Source organism: Paracoccus sp. 228, from assembly GCF_000967825.1.
GTDB classification, from domain to species: Bacteria; Pseudomonadota; Alphaproteobacteria; order Rhodobacterales; family Rhodobacteraceae; genus Paracoccus; species Paracoccus marcusii.
The window spans coordinates 125,661-139,924 of sequence record NZ_JYGY01000006.1; the positions used below are offsets into that span (position 1 = coordinate 125,661).

Below are 14,264 nucleotides of genomic sequence, written 5' to 3' on the forward strand. Positions count from 1 at the left end.
TCGCAACCGCAGCTAGGACAGGATCGTCCGATGGCAGTCGCGCGCCTGTCTTAGGTCGTATGGACAGCGCGGCCCTGCTGTGCGTTGATCGGGAGGGCTGCCGCAAGGCGAGGGAGGGCCATGCGCGACATCGACCATGTCGACGAGATCGACCGCGTGCTGCAGGGACAGGCGACCGGGCGCGACAGCGTCGTGCAGGCCAGCTGGCGACGCTGCATCGAACGTTACGGCCTGGACCCGTCCAAGCCCTCTCCGGCGCATATCGTCACCGAGACGGAGCTGCGCAGCCATCGCGAACAGTCCGAACGCCTGATCGCCATCGCACGGTCGGGACTGGGCGCGCTGTTCCGGCAGGTGGCGGGGCAGAACTATGTCCTGCTGCTGGCCGATGCCAAGGGCGTGACGGTGGACTTCTTCGGCGACACGCGGTTCCAGGACGACCTGCGCGCGGCGGGCCTGTACTTGGGGTCGGACTGGTCCGAGCATCTGGCCGGAACCTGCGGCGTCGGGGCCTGCCTTTATACCGGAGAGGCGGTGACGATCCATCAAAGCGACCATTTCGACCTGCATCACACGCCGCTGTCCTGCACGGCGGCGCCGATCTTTGACACCTCGGGTCAGCTGGCGGCGGTGTTGGACGTGTCGCTGCTGCGGTCGCCGCAGCCCAAGGCCAGCCAGAACCTAGCGATGAACCTGGTGCGCACCTCGGCCCGGCGGGTCGAGATGGCGAACCTGATGGCGATGACGCGCAGCGATTGGGTGCTGCGCCTGTCCTCCAGCCCGGAATTCCTGGAGGTGGACCCCGAGGCCGCGATTGCGCTGGACGGGGCGGGGCGGATCATCGGCCTGACCCATGCGGCCCAGGCCGCGCTGTCGCCGGGAACCGCGCTGCTGGGCCAGCGGCTGGACCAGGTGACTGACCTGTCGGTGGACGACCTGCCCGACCTGATGCGCGGCCGCCCGACCGAGGATCGGGTGATCCGCCTGCGCGACGGCCGGGCGCTGTTCGGTCATGCCATCGCGCCCCAGGCCGCCCGCAAGCCGCGCGGCCAGCCGCTGCTGCCCGGCGGGCTGTCCAGCCTTGCCGGTCCCGACCCCGCGATGCAGGCGCTGCTGGAACGTGCCGCGCGCCTGGCGGACAGCGCGGTGCCGCTGCTGATCCGCGGCGAGACCGGCACAGGCAAGGAGCGGCTGGCCCGCGCCATCCACATGTGCCGAACGGATGCCGCGCCCTTTCACGTCTTCGACTGTGCGGGCTGCGGACAGGGGCAGGCGCCGCTGCCCGCGGACGGGCAGGGCACGCTGTTCCTCAAGGGGGTCGAGGATCTGGATACGGCCGCGCAGGCGGTGCTGCTGCGGTCGCTGGCCGGGTGCAAGCTGCGCGTGATCGCCACGACGCGCTGCGATCTGGGCCAGCATGTGCGCGACGGGCGGTTCCGAGCGGACCTGTTCTTCCGCATCGCGGGGGCCGCGCTGGACCTGCCGCCGCTGCATCTGCGCCAGGATCTGGACTGGTTGCTGGACCGCCTGCTGCGCGCGGCATCCGCCGACGGGCTGCGGCTGTCGGCGCGGGCGCGGGCCGACCTCAAGGCGCGGCGCTGGCCCGGCAACCTGCGCGAGCTGGCGTCCACCCTTCAGGCCGCGGCCCTGCTGGCCGAGGGGCGGGTGATCGACAGCCACGATCTGCCGCCGCCGCTGCTGGAGGCCGCGGCATCCGCCGGGGTGCCGGAGGATGACCTGCAACAGGTGCTGGCGGCCTGCGGGGGGAACATGGCGCTGGCGGCACGCAGGCTGGGGGTCAACCGGTCCACGGTCCTGCGCCGGTTGCGCGCCCTGGGGTGATGTTGCGCGCGCGTTGCGCATGCAACGGTGTTGCACCGCGGCATGCGATTGCCGCGCCGCGGCGGTCGATTTTGCTGTGCGGGACCGGGTGACGGCCTGCACCCTCCGCTTCGGGAGACCGATTTGAGGGAGGAACCATCATGCTGGACACCACAGCCGAACAGCGCGCGCAGGCGGTGCTGGACGATCTGGGCCAGGCGCTGGAGTCGGGCGACATCGACCGCGCCAAGGCGCTGTTCGTAACCGATTGCCACTGGCGCGACCTGGTCAGCTTTACCTGGAACATCCGCACGCTGGAGGGGCCGGACCAGGTGGCAGACATGCTGCGGGCGCAACTGGGCCACATTGCCCCGACCGGCTGGCGGGTCGATCCCGCCGAGCCCGTCGGAGAGGAGGACGGCGTCGTCACCGCCTGGTTCACCTTCGAGACGAAGGTGGGCCGCGGCTATGGCCTGGTCCGCCTGCGCGACGGGCGCATCTGGACGCTGCTGACCGCCCTGCAGGAGCTGAAGGGCCATGAGGAGGCCAAGGGCCCGTCCCGCCCGATGGGCGCCAAGCACGGCGCCGGCAAGAACCGCCCCAGCTGGCGCGAGGAGCGCGAGGCCGAGGCGGCCGAGCTGGGATATTCGCGCCAGCCCCACACGCTGATCATCGGCGGCGGGCAAGGGGGCATCGCGCTTGGCGCGCGGCTGCGGCATCTGGGTGTGCCCGCGATCATCATCGACACCAACGACCGGCCCGGCGACAGCTGGCGGCGCCGCTACAAGTCGCTGTGCCTGCACGACCCGGTCTGGTACGACCATCTGCCCTATCTGAAGTTCCCCGACACCTGGCCCGTCTTTGCCCCCAAGGACAAGATCGGCGACTGGCTGGAGATGTACACGCGGGTGATGGAGCTGAACTACTGGACCCGCAGCACCTGCAGGTCGGCCCGCTATGACGAGGCCAGGGGCGAATGGACGGTCGTGGTGGACCGCGACGGGGAACAGGTCACCCTGCACCCGAAGGAGCTGGTCCTGGCCACCGGCATGTCGGGCAAGGCGAACGTCCCGAACTTTCCCGGCATGGACCGCTTCAAGGGCGAACAGCACCATTCGTCCAAGCATCCCGGCCCCGATGCCTATGCCGGCAAGAAGGTCGTCATCGTGGGGTCGAACAATTCTGCCCATGACATCGCCGCTGCGCTTTGGGAACATGACGCCGATGTCACGATGATCCAGCGATCCTCGACCCATATCGTGAAATCCGACAGCCTGATGGAGATCGGTCTGGGCGCGCTTTACTCCGAGGAGGCCGTCGCGGGCGGCATGACGACCGAAAAGGCCGACCTGATCTTTGCGTCGCTGCCCTACAGGATCATGCACCAGTGGCAGATCCCGCTGTACAACCAGATCCGCGAACGCGACGCCGATTTCTATGCGGGGCTGGAAAAGGCGGGGTTCAAGCTGGACTTCGGCGACGATGACAGCGGCCTGTTCATGAAATACCTGCGCCGCGGATCGGGATACTATATTGACGTGGGCGCCAGCCAGCTGATCATCGACGGCAAGATCAAGCTGGCCCACGGCCAATTGGTCGAGATCACCGAGAACGGCGTCCTGCTGGACACCGGAGAGGAGTTGCCCGCCGACCTGATCGTCTATGCGACCGGATACGGGTCGATGAACGGGTGGGCCGCAGACCTGATCGGGCAGGACGTGGCCGACAAGGTGGGCAAGGTCTGGGGCCTGGGATCGGGCACCACCAAGGACCCCGGCCCGTGGGAGGGCGAACAGCGCAACATGTGGAAGCCGACCCAGCAGCCCGGCCTGTGGTTCCATGGCGGCAACCTGCACCAGTCGCGGCATTACTCGCTGTATCTGGCGCTGCAGCTGAAGGCGCGGGCCGAGGGGATCGAGACCCCCGTCCACGGGCTGCAGCAGGTTCACCACCTGTCCTGACCGGCGCCAGCCCGGCACCCGGCCGGGCCGCCTTTTCCCAAGGAGAGACATCATGACCACCGACAACAGGGTGGCGCTGGTCACCGGCGCCGCCAGAGGGATCGGGCTGGCCATCGCACAGCGCCTGTCGCGCGACGGGCTGGCCGTGGCGCTGGCCGATCTGGACCAGGACGCGCTGGACCGTGCCGCAGCCACCATCGACGGCCCCGTGGCGACGATCCGACTGGACGTCACCGACCGCGCCGCCGTGATCGACGCCGTCGCCCGCACCGAGGCCGATCTGGGCGGGTTCGACGTGATGATCAACAATGCGGGCATCGCGCAGGTCCAGCCCATCGCCGACATCACCGAGGCCGAGATGGACCGCATCCACGCCGTCAACGTCAAGGGCGTCCTGTGGGGCATCCAGGCCGCCGCCGCGCAGTTCAAGGCCAAGGGGCGGACGGGCAAGATCGTCTCGGCCGCCTCCATCGCGGCGCACGAGGGCTATGCCATGCTGGGCGCCTATTGCGGGACCAAGTTCGCGGTCCGTGCCCTGACCCAGGTGGCGGCCAAGGAGTTCGCGGCCCAGGGCATCACCGTGAACGCCTATTGCCCCGGCGTCGTGGGCACCGACATGTGGACCCAGATCGACGCCCGCTTTGCCGAAGTCACCGGCGCCAAGGTCGGCGAGACCTTCGACGCCTTCGTGGGCGGCATCGCCTTGGGCCGGTCGCAGACCGCCGAGGACGTGGCCCGCCTGGTATCCTATCTGGCCAGCCCCGACAGCGACTACATGACCGGCCAATGCGTCATCATGGACGGCGGCCTGGTCTATCGCTGATCCCCTTTCCCAACGGAGCATCCCATGAAAGCCCTGCGTTTCCACGCCGCCCGCGACCTGCGCATCGAGGAGATCGACGCCCCCGCCGACCCCGCCGCGGGTCAGGTCCTGATCCGCAACACCTTCTGCGGCATCTGCGGCACCGACCTGCACGAATACGCATATGGCCCGATCTTCGTCCCGAAAGAGCCGCATGCCTTCACTGGCGCCCACGGCCCGCAGGTGCTGGGCCATGAATTCGGCGGCGTGGTCGAGGCCGTGGGTGCGGGCGTCACCCACGTGGCCCCCGGCGACCGCGTGTCCGTCCAGCCGCTGATCATGCCCCGGTCGGGCGATTACTATGCCGATCGTGGGCTGTTCCACCTGTCCGACCAGCTGGCCCTGGCGGGTCTGTCTTGGCATTCGGGCGGCATGGCGGAACGGGCACTGCTGAACGACTACAACGTCGTCAGGATCCCCGACGATCTGCCCGACGAGGCCGTGGCCCTGATCGAGCCCGCGGCCGTCGCGGTCTATGCCTGCGACCGGGGCGGGGTCTTTGCCGGATCGTCCGTTCTGGTGACGGGGGCGGGGCCCATCGGTGTGCTGACGCTGATGGCCGCGCGGGCGGCGGGCGCCGTGCGGCTTTTCGTGTCCGATCCGAACGAGACGCGGCTGGCACTGGTGCGCGACCTGCTGCCCGACGTGGTCACGCTGAACCCGACCAAGGCGTCGGTCGGCGATGCGGTCCGCGCGGCGACCGAGGGCGGCGTGGGCTGTGACGTGGCGATCGAATGCGTGGGCAACGAACATGCACTGAAGGCCTGCCTGGACGCGGTGCGCAAGCAGGGGGTGGTCGTGCAGACCGGCCTGCATCCGCATGACAACCCGCTGGACTGGTTCGCGGTCACCTTCAAGGATGTCGACCTGCGGGGCAGCTGGGCCTATCCCACACATTACTGGCCGCGCGTGGCGGGCATGATCGCGTCCGGCGCGCTTCCCGCCGCCAAGGTGGTGACACGGCGGATCGGCCTGGACGAGGCGATCACCGAAGGGTTCGACCGGCTTCTGGACCCGGCCGGCACGCAGCTGAAGATCCTGATCGACCTGTCGCGCTGATCCGACCCGGACGCGCTGTCGTCCATCCACGGGGCCCGCGCCCGCGGGCCTTGCCAACCGGCGCCAAGGGCAGGGCGCTGTCCAAGCGAATTGGCGTGCTATCGCGCAAGGACCTGCACGTCGCCCCGGGGGACTGGTCACGCTGATCGAAGCGAACGTCACGGTCGGCTGGCTTCGCCTGACGAGGGGGTGCAAACCGCCGGCCTAAGGCCAGGCCGGCGCGTCCCCCAACCAGGCTCGATCCCGACGATCGTCAGGCCAGGGATACAGCGGGTGCGGGCGTGAACGCGCTGACAAAGGCCGCGACGGCGGTGTCGCTGTCGCCTTGCGCGAACGCCTCCATCCCGACGGGCCCGTCATAGCCCATCCGCACCAGCGCGGTCGCGATCGCGGCAAAGCCGATCTCTCCGGTGCCGGGTTCGAAGCGGCCCGGATTGTCGGCGACCTGGATCTCTCCGATCCAGGGCAGGCAGCGTTCGCACCAGCGGATCAGGTCGCCCTCTCCGATCTGCGTGTGATACAGATCCAGGTTGATGCGCAGCTGGGGCCGGTCGATGGACGAGACCAGGGCAAGCACGTCGCCCGTCGATGCGAACGGGCAGCCCGGATGGTCGCGCTGGTTCAGGTTCTCCAGCGTGAAGACGACGCCCTCCCGTTCTGCCAGATCGCAGATGCGGTTCAACGTGTCGCGCGCCTGCAGCCACATGGCGCCGCTGACGACCTCGTGCCGGGACAAGGGGATGCCGTGATCGCCCAGGCCCGTTCCGTGCAGGTTCAGCCGCGCCACGCCAAGCCGCTTGCCGACCTCTATCGCCTCCCCGGCCGATGCCAGCAGCATCGCCGCCCCTTCGGCATCCGCAAGACGGCCGCGCAGATAGCCGTTCATGATGGTATAGCGCGCCCCGACCCCGGCCAGCTTGTCCAGGTCGTGGCTGTCCCAGTTCCACAGACCGACGCCCAGCCCCATCTCTGTCAGGCGTGCGGCGCGCCATTCGATGGGCCGGTCCGGCCACAGCATCTCGGCACAGGCAGCCAGTTGAAAGGGGCGGGGGCGCGGATCAACGCTGCGGGGGGCGGTCATCCGACCTGCTCCATTTCGGGGGCGGGGACGAAACGCCAGTTGCGGCGGGGCCCGGCCATGACATTCAGGTAATACAGCTCGAACCCGTGGGGGGCGCCGCAGGGATGGTGGCCGCGGGGGACCAGGACGACGTCATGGTCACGCACCGCCATCACCTCGTCCAGGCTGCCGTCGTCGGTATAGACCCGCTGCACCGCCCAGCCCTGGGCGGGCTTCAGTCGGTGGTAATAGGTCTCCTCCAGATAGGTGATGCGGGGGAAATCGTCCTCGTCGTGACGGTGGCTGGGATAGGACGACCAGTTGCCGGCGGGGGTGAAGACCTCGGTGACCAGCAGGCTGTCGCACCAGTCCTCGGCCTCCATGGCGATGTTGTTGATCCAGCGGGTGTTGCTGCCCTCGCCCCGCTGCGTCAGCGTGATGCCGTCCGGCCCGATCCGCCGTGCCGCGTGTCCGCCATGACCGGGCGCGGAACAGACCGCGATGACGCAGTCCGTCACCGCCTCGGCCGCCCAGTCCTGTCCGTTCGGGACATAAAGGCAATGCGGCGGCGTCCTCTCGAAGACATCCATCCGGTCGCCCAGGACGCCCCAGTCCTGCCCCGCGGCCCGAACGGACGCGCGGCCCTCGACCATCACCACGATCACCTCGCGCGCCTGCGTCGCCTCCGCCACGCGCTCTCCGGCACGCAGACGGTGCAGGGCAAAGCCGACATAGCGCCACCCGGCGCTCTCCGGCGTGATGCGATGCACCTCGCCATGCGTCCCGAACGGCCGCCTCAACAGGTCCGCCATCTTTGCCTCCTTCTGCGTCCGCATCCGCTTCTTCTTTGTCCAAAAACCCCGGGGGAATCCCGGAACGGGATGGGGGCTGGCCCCCTCAGCCGCGACCCGCGGCGCTGTCGCCCCGGTCCAGCCCGGCCTCCGCCGCTGCCGCCCGCAGCGCCCTCAGCCCCATCGCCTGATAGTGCAGCGGGTCGCGCTGGACGGGGTCCTGCTCGGCCTCGATCACCAGCCAGCCGTCGTAATCCGCCTCGGCGAGGATACGCAGCAACGGCACGAAATCGATCGCCCCCTCGGGGTCGCCCGGCACGGTGAAGGCCCCCGCCATCACCGCCTGCAGAAAGGACAGCCCTTCCGCCCGCACGCGCTCGGTCACCGGGCGGCGGATGTTCTTGGCATGGAAATGCGCGACGCGGGCGGCGTGACGGCGCAGCACCGCCTCGGGGTCGCCACCGCCGAAGGTGCAGTGGCCGGCATCGAACAAAAGGTGCGTCGCGGGACCGGTCGCGGCCATGAAGGCGTCGATCTCCTCAGGGCTCTCGACCACGGTGCCCATGTGATGGTGATAGGCCAGGGTGACGCCCTCGCCGGCCAGATAGGCGGCAAAGGCCTCGATCCGTGCGCCGAACGCCGCCATCTCCTCGGCACTCAGCCGGGGGCGGTCGTTCACCGCGACATCGGCGCGTCCATGCACCGTGTTCGAGCATTCGCAGACGATGCAGACGCGGCAGCCGTTCGCCTTCAGCTTGGCCAGATGCGGCTGGACGGCGGCGATCTCGGCTTCGACGCTGCGGGTCAGAAGTTCGGTCGAATACCACCCCGAGATAAAGCGCAGCCCGTATTCCGCCAGCAGCGATTTCAGCGCCTGCGGATCGTCCGGCCAGCGGTGACCGTTCTCGATCCCGTCAAAGCCGATCTCGGGGCCCGCCTGGCGCAGGATCTGCTCGGTCGGGATATGGGCGCCGATGGACGTGTCGTCGTCATTCGCCCAGGCAATGGGGTTGGTGCCATAGAGGATCATGGTCCTGCCTTCAGTTGATCGTGGCCTGATGCGCGATCTGTTCCAGATAGCGCGCATAGGCCTGTTTCAGCGTCTCCGTACCCCCGACCGCCGGGACCGCCACGTCCCAGAACTGGCCCGCGCCCTCCAGCCCGTCGCCAGGGCCGGGCCGGGCGGTGGTCTCGATGACGATGACGGTGGGAATGTCGCGACCGCGCGCCGCCGCGATCTGATCCTGCAGATCGGCCAGATCGCGCGCCCTGACCGCATGGGCCCCCATGCTGGCCGCATGGGCGACATAGTCGATCTGCGGCTGCGCCTCGACCCGGCAATCGGCGTACAGGTTGTTGAACGCCGCCCCGCCCGTATGCGCCTGCAGGCGGTTGATGCAGCCATAGCCGCAGTTGTCGGTCAGGATCACCGTGAAGGGCACGCGCCGCATGACCGCCGTGGCCAGCTCGCTGTTGGCCATCATGTAGCTGCCGTCGCCGACGAAACACAGCACCTCGCGTGCGGGGCGGGCCAGCTTGAGGCCCATCGCCCCGGCGATCTCGTAGCCCATGCAGGAATAGCCGTATTCCATGTGATACCCGTGGCGGCTGGCCTGCCACAGCAGCTTCAGCGCGCCGGGCATGGTGCCGGCGGCGCACATGGCGATGCCGTCGGGCGCGGCCGCCTGCACGGCGCCGATCACCTGCGCGTCGGTCGGCAGCCCGTCGGCCGGCCTGCCGCAATGGGCATCGACCGCCGCCAGCCAGCCGGCACGCGCCTGCGGATCGGCGGCCTCAAAGCGTAGATCGCCCAGCTCGGCGGACAGCGCCTGCAGCGCCACGCGCGCATCGGCCACCAGGCCGACCCCGCCCTGCTTGGCCGCGTCATGGGCCGCGACATTGATCCCCAGCAGCCGCGCCTGCGGGAACAGGGTGCGCGAACCCGTGGTGAAATCCTGCAGGCGCGTGCCGACGGCGACGACCAGGTCCGCGGCGCGGAGGGCCGCATTCGCCGCGACCGAACCGTCGACCCCGGCGGCACCGAAATTCATCGGATGATCCTGCGCCAGGGCCGACTTGCCGGCCTGCGTCTCGACCACCGGGATGTTGAACCGGGTGGCAAAGGCGTCCAGCGCATACTCGGCGCCGGAATAGATCACGCCCCCGCCGCAGATCATCACCGGTGCCTTGGCCGCCCGGATCATCGCCGCCGCATCGGCAAGCTCGGCCCCGTCGGGCGCGGGGCGCCGGATGCGCCAGACGCGGGGCGCAAAGAACGCCTCGGGCCAGTCATGGCCCTCGGCCTGCACGTCCTGGCAGAAGGCCAGGCAGACCGGTCCGCAGTCGACCGGATCGGTCATCACCTGCAGCGCGCGGGGCAGGGCGGTCAGCAGGTGCTCGGGCCGGGTGATGCGATCGAAATAGCGCACGACCGGGCGAAAGCAGTCATTCGCACTGATCGTGCCGTCGCCGAAATCCTCGACCTGCTGCAGCACCGGGTCGGGGCGGCGCGAGGCATAGACGTCGCCCGGGATCAGCAGCAGCGGCAGGCGGTTCACATGCGCCAGGGCCGCGGCGGTCACCATGTTCGTGGCCCCCGGCCCGATCGAGGCCGTCACCGCCTGCGCCCGCCGACGGGCATGGCCCTTGGCAAAGGCGATGGCGGCATGGGCCATGGTCTGTTCGTTCTGGCCGCGCCAGGTCGGAAGATCGTCGCCGATCCCATGCAGCGCCTCGCCCAGGCCGGCCACGTTGCCATGCCCGAAGATCGCCCAGACACCGTCGATGAACCGCTCTCCGTCCTCGGTCATCTGCACCGAAAGCCAGCGCACCATCGCCTGCGCCGCCGTCAATCGAACCGTCTGCTGCATCCGCCCGCCCCTGCCTTCCATGTTGTCCAACGCCCCCGCGGCACCCACGCTCATGCCGCCACCTGCGCGGCGGCGCGGGCGTGGTCCCAGACCGTGCACAGCCGCCGATAGCGGGCGGCCATCTCTGTGACGGCCGCCGCGTCGTCGATGCGCCCCGCGAACCAGTCACGCGCCACCTGGCCAAAGATCGTCCGCCCGACCGCAAATCCGCGTACCAGGTCAAAGCCCGCCGCGATCCTGAAGCTTGCCGCCAGCTCGGCCTCGGGCGCGTCCAGGCCCAGAACCACGATGCCGCGGGTGTGGCGGTCATGCGCCTCGATGGCGTCGATGGCCTTGGCCCAGGCCGCATGGCTGGTCAGGGGTTCCAGCTTCCACCAGTCGGGATAGATACCCGCCGCATAGAATTGTGCGATCAGCGTCGCGGTCGTCGCGTCATCGACCGGACCGACCTTCGACGGAATGATCTCCAGCAGGAACTCCAGCCCGTTGCGACGCGCCGCGGCGTACAGCCGACCGACCGTCGCCTCCTGCTCGGCCCGCAGGGCGGCATCGTCATTGGGATGGCAGAAGCACAGCACCTTGACGACATTTTCGCGCGCCCATTCGCCCAGGCCCCCGCAATCCGGGCCCAGTTCCGGCTCCAGCGTCAGCGGGCGCGAGCCCGGCCATTCGGCGGGCCGCCCGATCCAGAGGCCGGTGCCCGAGGCCGCATGCAGCGCCGCGCGCCCGATGCGACCGTCGCACAGGATGCCATAGCCGCCTTGGCCGTCCTGCACCTGCAGCGCCGCGTCAAGGCACAGCCGCTTGAAGGCGCCGCCCCCGGCGGGGGTGTATCCGTCCATCTCCTCCAGCTGCATCCGGTGGTCGAAGGCAAACACGCGCATCGTGGACCAGTCGCCGCCCATCCGCCCCTGGCGGTTCGTGGCCCAGTGGATCTGTTCCAGTGCCGCGTCGTTCCGCAGATCAGGCCGCGTCACCCCGCGCTGAAGGAAAAATTGCAGCTCCTCCAGGCTGGGATAGGCGGGGGTGCAGCCGTGGCGGCTGACCGCGAAGGCGCCGCAGGCATTGGCGTATTCCAATGCGCGGGGCCAGCTTTCGCCGTCCAGCCATCCCTTCAGCAGGCCCGAAAAGAACCCGTCGCCCGCGCCCAGCACGTTGAAGACCTCGATCGGGAAGCCCGGTCCCGCCTCTCCGTCATCCAGACTGTCGGGGACCTCGCCGGTGAAGGCCACCGCCCCCTTGGCGCCGCGCTTGCAGACCAGCGTCGCGTCGGACACCGCGCGGACCGCGCGCAGCGCCGCAAGCGTGTCGGTTGTGCCGCCGGCGATGTGAAATTCCTCCTCGGTGCCGACGATCAGGTCGAACAGGTGCAGGGTCGCCGCCAGCTTGGCCGTCACGGCGGCGCTTTCGACAAAGCGGCTCTCGCCCTCGCCGTGCCCCGCCACGCCCCACAGGTTCGGGCGATAGTCGATGTCCAGCGCGGTCCTTGCGCCATGGGCCCGCGCTATGTCCAGCGCGCGCATCACCGCGGCCTCGGTCCTGGGGTTCGACAGGTGGGTTCCGGTCGCCAGCACGCAGCGGGCCTGGGCGATGAGGTCCTCGTCGATGTCATCCTCGGACAGCGCCATGTCGGCGCAGTTCTCGCGATAGAAGATCAGCGGAAAGCTGTCCTCGTCGCGGATGCCCAGGATCACCAGCGCGGTCAGCCGCGCGGGGTCGGTCGCCACGCCGCGCACATCGACCCCCTCGCGGACCAGCTGTTCGCGGATGAAACGGCCCATGTGCTCGTCGCCCACGCGCGTGATGACCGCCGACCGCAGCCCCAACCGCGCCGTCCCGCAGGCGATGTTGGTGGGCGAGCCGCCGATATATTTGGCAAAGGATCCCATGTCCTCCAGACGCCCGCCGATCTGCTGGCCATAGAGATCGACCGAGGAACGGCCGATGGTAATCACGTCAAGCGTCTTCATGCGCAGCCTCCAGCGTCACCGGGCGACCGTTGCTGGTCGCCATGGCGTGTATGATGCGTTCGATGGTCAGACCCGCCGCAAAGTCGGGCCCGCAGGGCGCGCCGCCGCCGATCGCGCGGATCAGGTCGCGGCATTCCACGACCTTCTGTTCGTTGAAGCCGAACCCATGGCCGGGCGCGGGGCAGAAGGCCGCGAAATCAGGCTGGTCCGGGCCGGTCAGATGGCGGGTGAAACCCGCGTCGCCCGCCCGGTGGACCCACAGCTCGTTCATGTTCTCCTGGTCGAAGACCAGCGTGCCGTTTGATCCGTGGATCTCCCATTGCAGGCGGCATTTGCGGCCCCGCGCCACGCGGGACGTGGCGAATGACCCCTGCGCGCCGCTGGCAAAGCGGATCAGCGCCAGGGCACTGTCCTCGTTCTCGACCGCGCGGGGGCCTTCGGGGGATGGACGCGTGGGCACGGCGATCTGGGTCATGGCGGTCAGCTCGGCCACGGGCCCCATCAGCGCGACCATGACGCTGACCAGATGGCAGCCCAGATCGCCAAGCGCGCCCAAGCCCCCGCCCTGATGCGTCATGCGCCAGGACCAGGGCAGGGTGGGGTCGGCCGAATAATCCTCGTCATAGACGCCGCGGAAGGCCAATGGCTGTCCGATCACCCCATCCGCCACCAACGCGCGCGCCGCCTGAAAGGCCGGGCTGCGCAGATAGTTGTAGCCCAGCAGCGTCACCTGACCCGGATGCGCGGCGGCCAGATCGGCCATGGCCTGCGCATCCGCCAGCGTCAGGGCCATGGGCTTTTCCAGCCAGACATGCTTGCCCGCGCGCAGTGCCGCTTCCGCCATCGCGCGGTGCAGACCGTTGGGCGTGGTGATGCTGACCACATAGACGCCCGGGTCGGCGACAGCGGCCTGCCAATCGGCCGTGGCGCGGGCAAAGCCCCAGGCCCGGGCCAGATCGTCGGGCGCCGCCGCATCGGCCAGAACCTGCAGCCGGGGGGGCGTACCACCGAAGGCGGTCGCCACGTTGCGCCAGGCCATCGCATGGCACTTGCCCATGAAGCCGGTGCCGATCAGGGCCACGCCAAGCGTCATCAGACCGTCCCCCCCAGGCTGCCTTCCAGCTTGGCGAGCTCCTGCCCGCCGGCCATCAGGTCCTGCAGTTCGGCGGCGTCGATCTGGCCCTTGTCGGCGGTCCCCAGGGTCTGGCCCCGGTTCAGCACCGTGAAGCGGTCGCCCACCGCCAGCGCGTGGCGCACGTTGTGGCTGATGAAGACCACGCCCACGCCCTGCGCCCGGACCCGCGCGATGGTCGCCAGCACGTTCGAGGTCTGGCGCACGCCCAAGGCGCTGGTCGGTTCGTCCAGGATCAGCACCTTGGCGCCGAAATGGACGGCCCGCGCGATGGCGACCGTCTGGCGTTCCCCGCCCGACAGCGTGCCCACCGCCTGATCGGGGGCGCGCAGGTTGATGCCCATCTGGCGCATCTTCTCCATCGTGATGCGGTTCGCGGTCTCCAGGTCGAACCGCTTGATGAAGCGGCCCTTCGTGGGTTCGCGCCCCATGAAGAAGTTGCGCGTGACGCTCATCAGCGGGATCATGGCCAGGTCCTGGAAGACAGTGGCGATGCCCGCCTCCATCGCGTCGCGGGGGCTGTCGAACTGCATCGGACGGCCTTCGAAGGTGATCGTGCCCTCGGTCGGCTTGTGGACGCCCGACATGGTCTTGATGAAGGTCGATTTCCCCGCGCCGTTGTCGCCCAGAAGGCAGTGGCATTCGCCGGGCCGCACGTCGAAGGTGACGCCGTTCAGGGCGATCACGTTGCCGAAGCGCTTCTTGATGTTCTCCATGCGGATGATGGGTTGGGTCATG

At 69.2% G+C, this 14,264-nt stretch carries 11 protein-coding genes; 4 read left to right on the forward strand and 7 right to left on the reverse strand.

What is annotated here, in order from left to right:
* Positions 1–120 precede the first annotated feature (120 nt).
* The 4 genes from SY26_RS17325 (at position 121) to SY26_RS17340 (ending at position 5,703) form a co-directional block, all read left to right on the forward strand.
* On the forward strand, positions 121–1,842 hold the full coding sequence (locus tag SY26_RS17325) for a sigma-54-dependent Fis family transcriptional regulator (protein WP_046001557.1): 1,722 nt from the start codon (positions 121–123) through the stop codon (positions 1,840–1,842).
* 140 nt (positions 1,843–1,982) lie between these two features.
* Complete coding sequence (locus tag SY26_RS17330; RefSeq protein ID WP_046001558.1) at positions 1,983–3,782, forward strand: NAD(P)/FAD-dependent oxidoreductase; 1,800 nt, start codon at positions 1,983–1,985, stop codon at positions 3,780–3,782.
* 52 nt (positions 3,783–3,834) lie between these two features.
* Positions 3,835–4,605, forward strand: coding sequence for an acetoin reductase (locus tag SY26_RS17335; protein WP_046001559.1), 771 nt, complete (start codon positions 3,835–3,837; stop codon positions 4,603–4,605).
* A gap of 24 nt (positions 4,606–4,629) precedes the next feature.
* Entirely contained in the window at positions 4,630–5,703 is a 1,074-nt protein-coding gene (locus SY26_RS17340) for a 2,3-butanediol dehydrogenase (protein WP_046001560.1), read from the forward strand.
* A 253-nt stretch (positions 5,704–5,956) separates the two neighbouring features.
* Here the strand turns inward: SY26_RS17340 and SY26_RS17345 are convergent, their stop codons facing one another.
* From SY26_RS17345 to SY26_RS17375, 7 genes are all read right to left on the reverse strand, one after another.
* Positions 5,957–6,784, reverse strand: a complete 828-nt coding sequence (locus SY26_RS17345; RefSeq protein ID WP_046001561.1) for a TIM barrel protein — start codon at positions 6,782–6,784, stop codon at positions 5,957–5,959.
* The gene (gene iolB / locus SY26_RS17350; protein ID WP_046001657.1) at positions 6,781–7,575 is read right to left on the reverse strand and encodes a 5-deoxy-glucuronate isomerase; all 795 of its coding nucleotides are present in this window, start codon (positions 7,573–7,575) and stop codon (positions 6,781–6,783) included. The genes SY26_RS17345 and iolB overlap by 4 nt, the downstream gene beginning before the upstream one ends.
* 85 nt (positions 7,576–7,660) lie before the next feature.
* The gene (iolE, locus tag SY26_RS17355) at positions 7,661–8,584 is read right to left on the reverse strand and encodes a myo-inosose-2 dehydratase (RefSeq protein ID WP_046001562.1); all 924 of its coding nucleotides are present in this window, start codon (positions 8,582–8,584) and stop codon (positions 7,661–7,663) included.
* A gap of 10 nt (positions 8,585–8,594) precedes the next feature.
* On the reverse strand, positions 8,595–10,424 hold the full coding sequence (gene iolD / locus SY26_RS17360) for a 3D-(3,5/4)-trihydroxycyclohexane-1,2-dione acylhydrolase (decyclizing) (protein WP_046001563.1): 1,830 nt from the start codon (positions 10,422–10,424) through the stop codon (positions 8,595–8,597).
* Between the two features lie 50 nt (positions 10,425–10,474).
* The gene (iolC, locus tag SY26_RS17365; RefSeq protein WP_046001564.1) at positions 10,475–12,394 is read right to left on the reverse strand and encodes a 5-dehydro-2-deoxygluconokinase; all 1,920 of its coding nucleotides are present in this window, start codon (positions 12,392–12,394) and stop codon (positions 10,475–10,477) included.
* Positions 12,381–13,487 carry a Gfo/Idh/MocA family protein gene (locus SY26_RS17370; RefSeq protein ID WP_046001565.1) on the reverse strand — a complete coding sequence of 369 codons (1,107 nt, stop codon included), beginning with the start codon at positions 13,485–13,487 and terminating at the stop codon, positions 12,381–12,383. The genes iolC and SY26_RS17370 overlap by 14 nt, the downstream gene beginning before the upstream one ends.
* Complete coding sequence (locus tag SY26_RS17375) at positions 13,487–14,263, reverse strand: ATP-binding cassette domain-containing protein (RefSeq protein ID WP_046001566.1); 777 nt, start codon at positions 14,261–14,263, stop codon at positions 13,487–13,489. Before SY26_RS17375 ends, SY26_RS17370 begins: the two co-directional genes overlap by 1 nt.
* Between the last annotated feature and the right edge of the window lies 1 nt (position 14,264).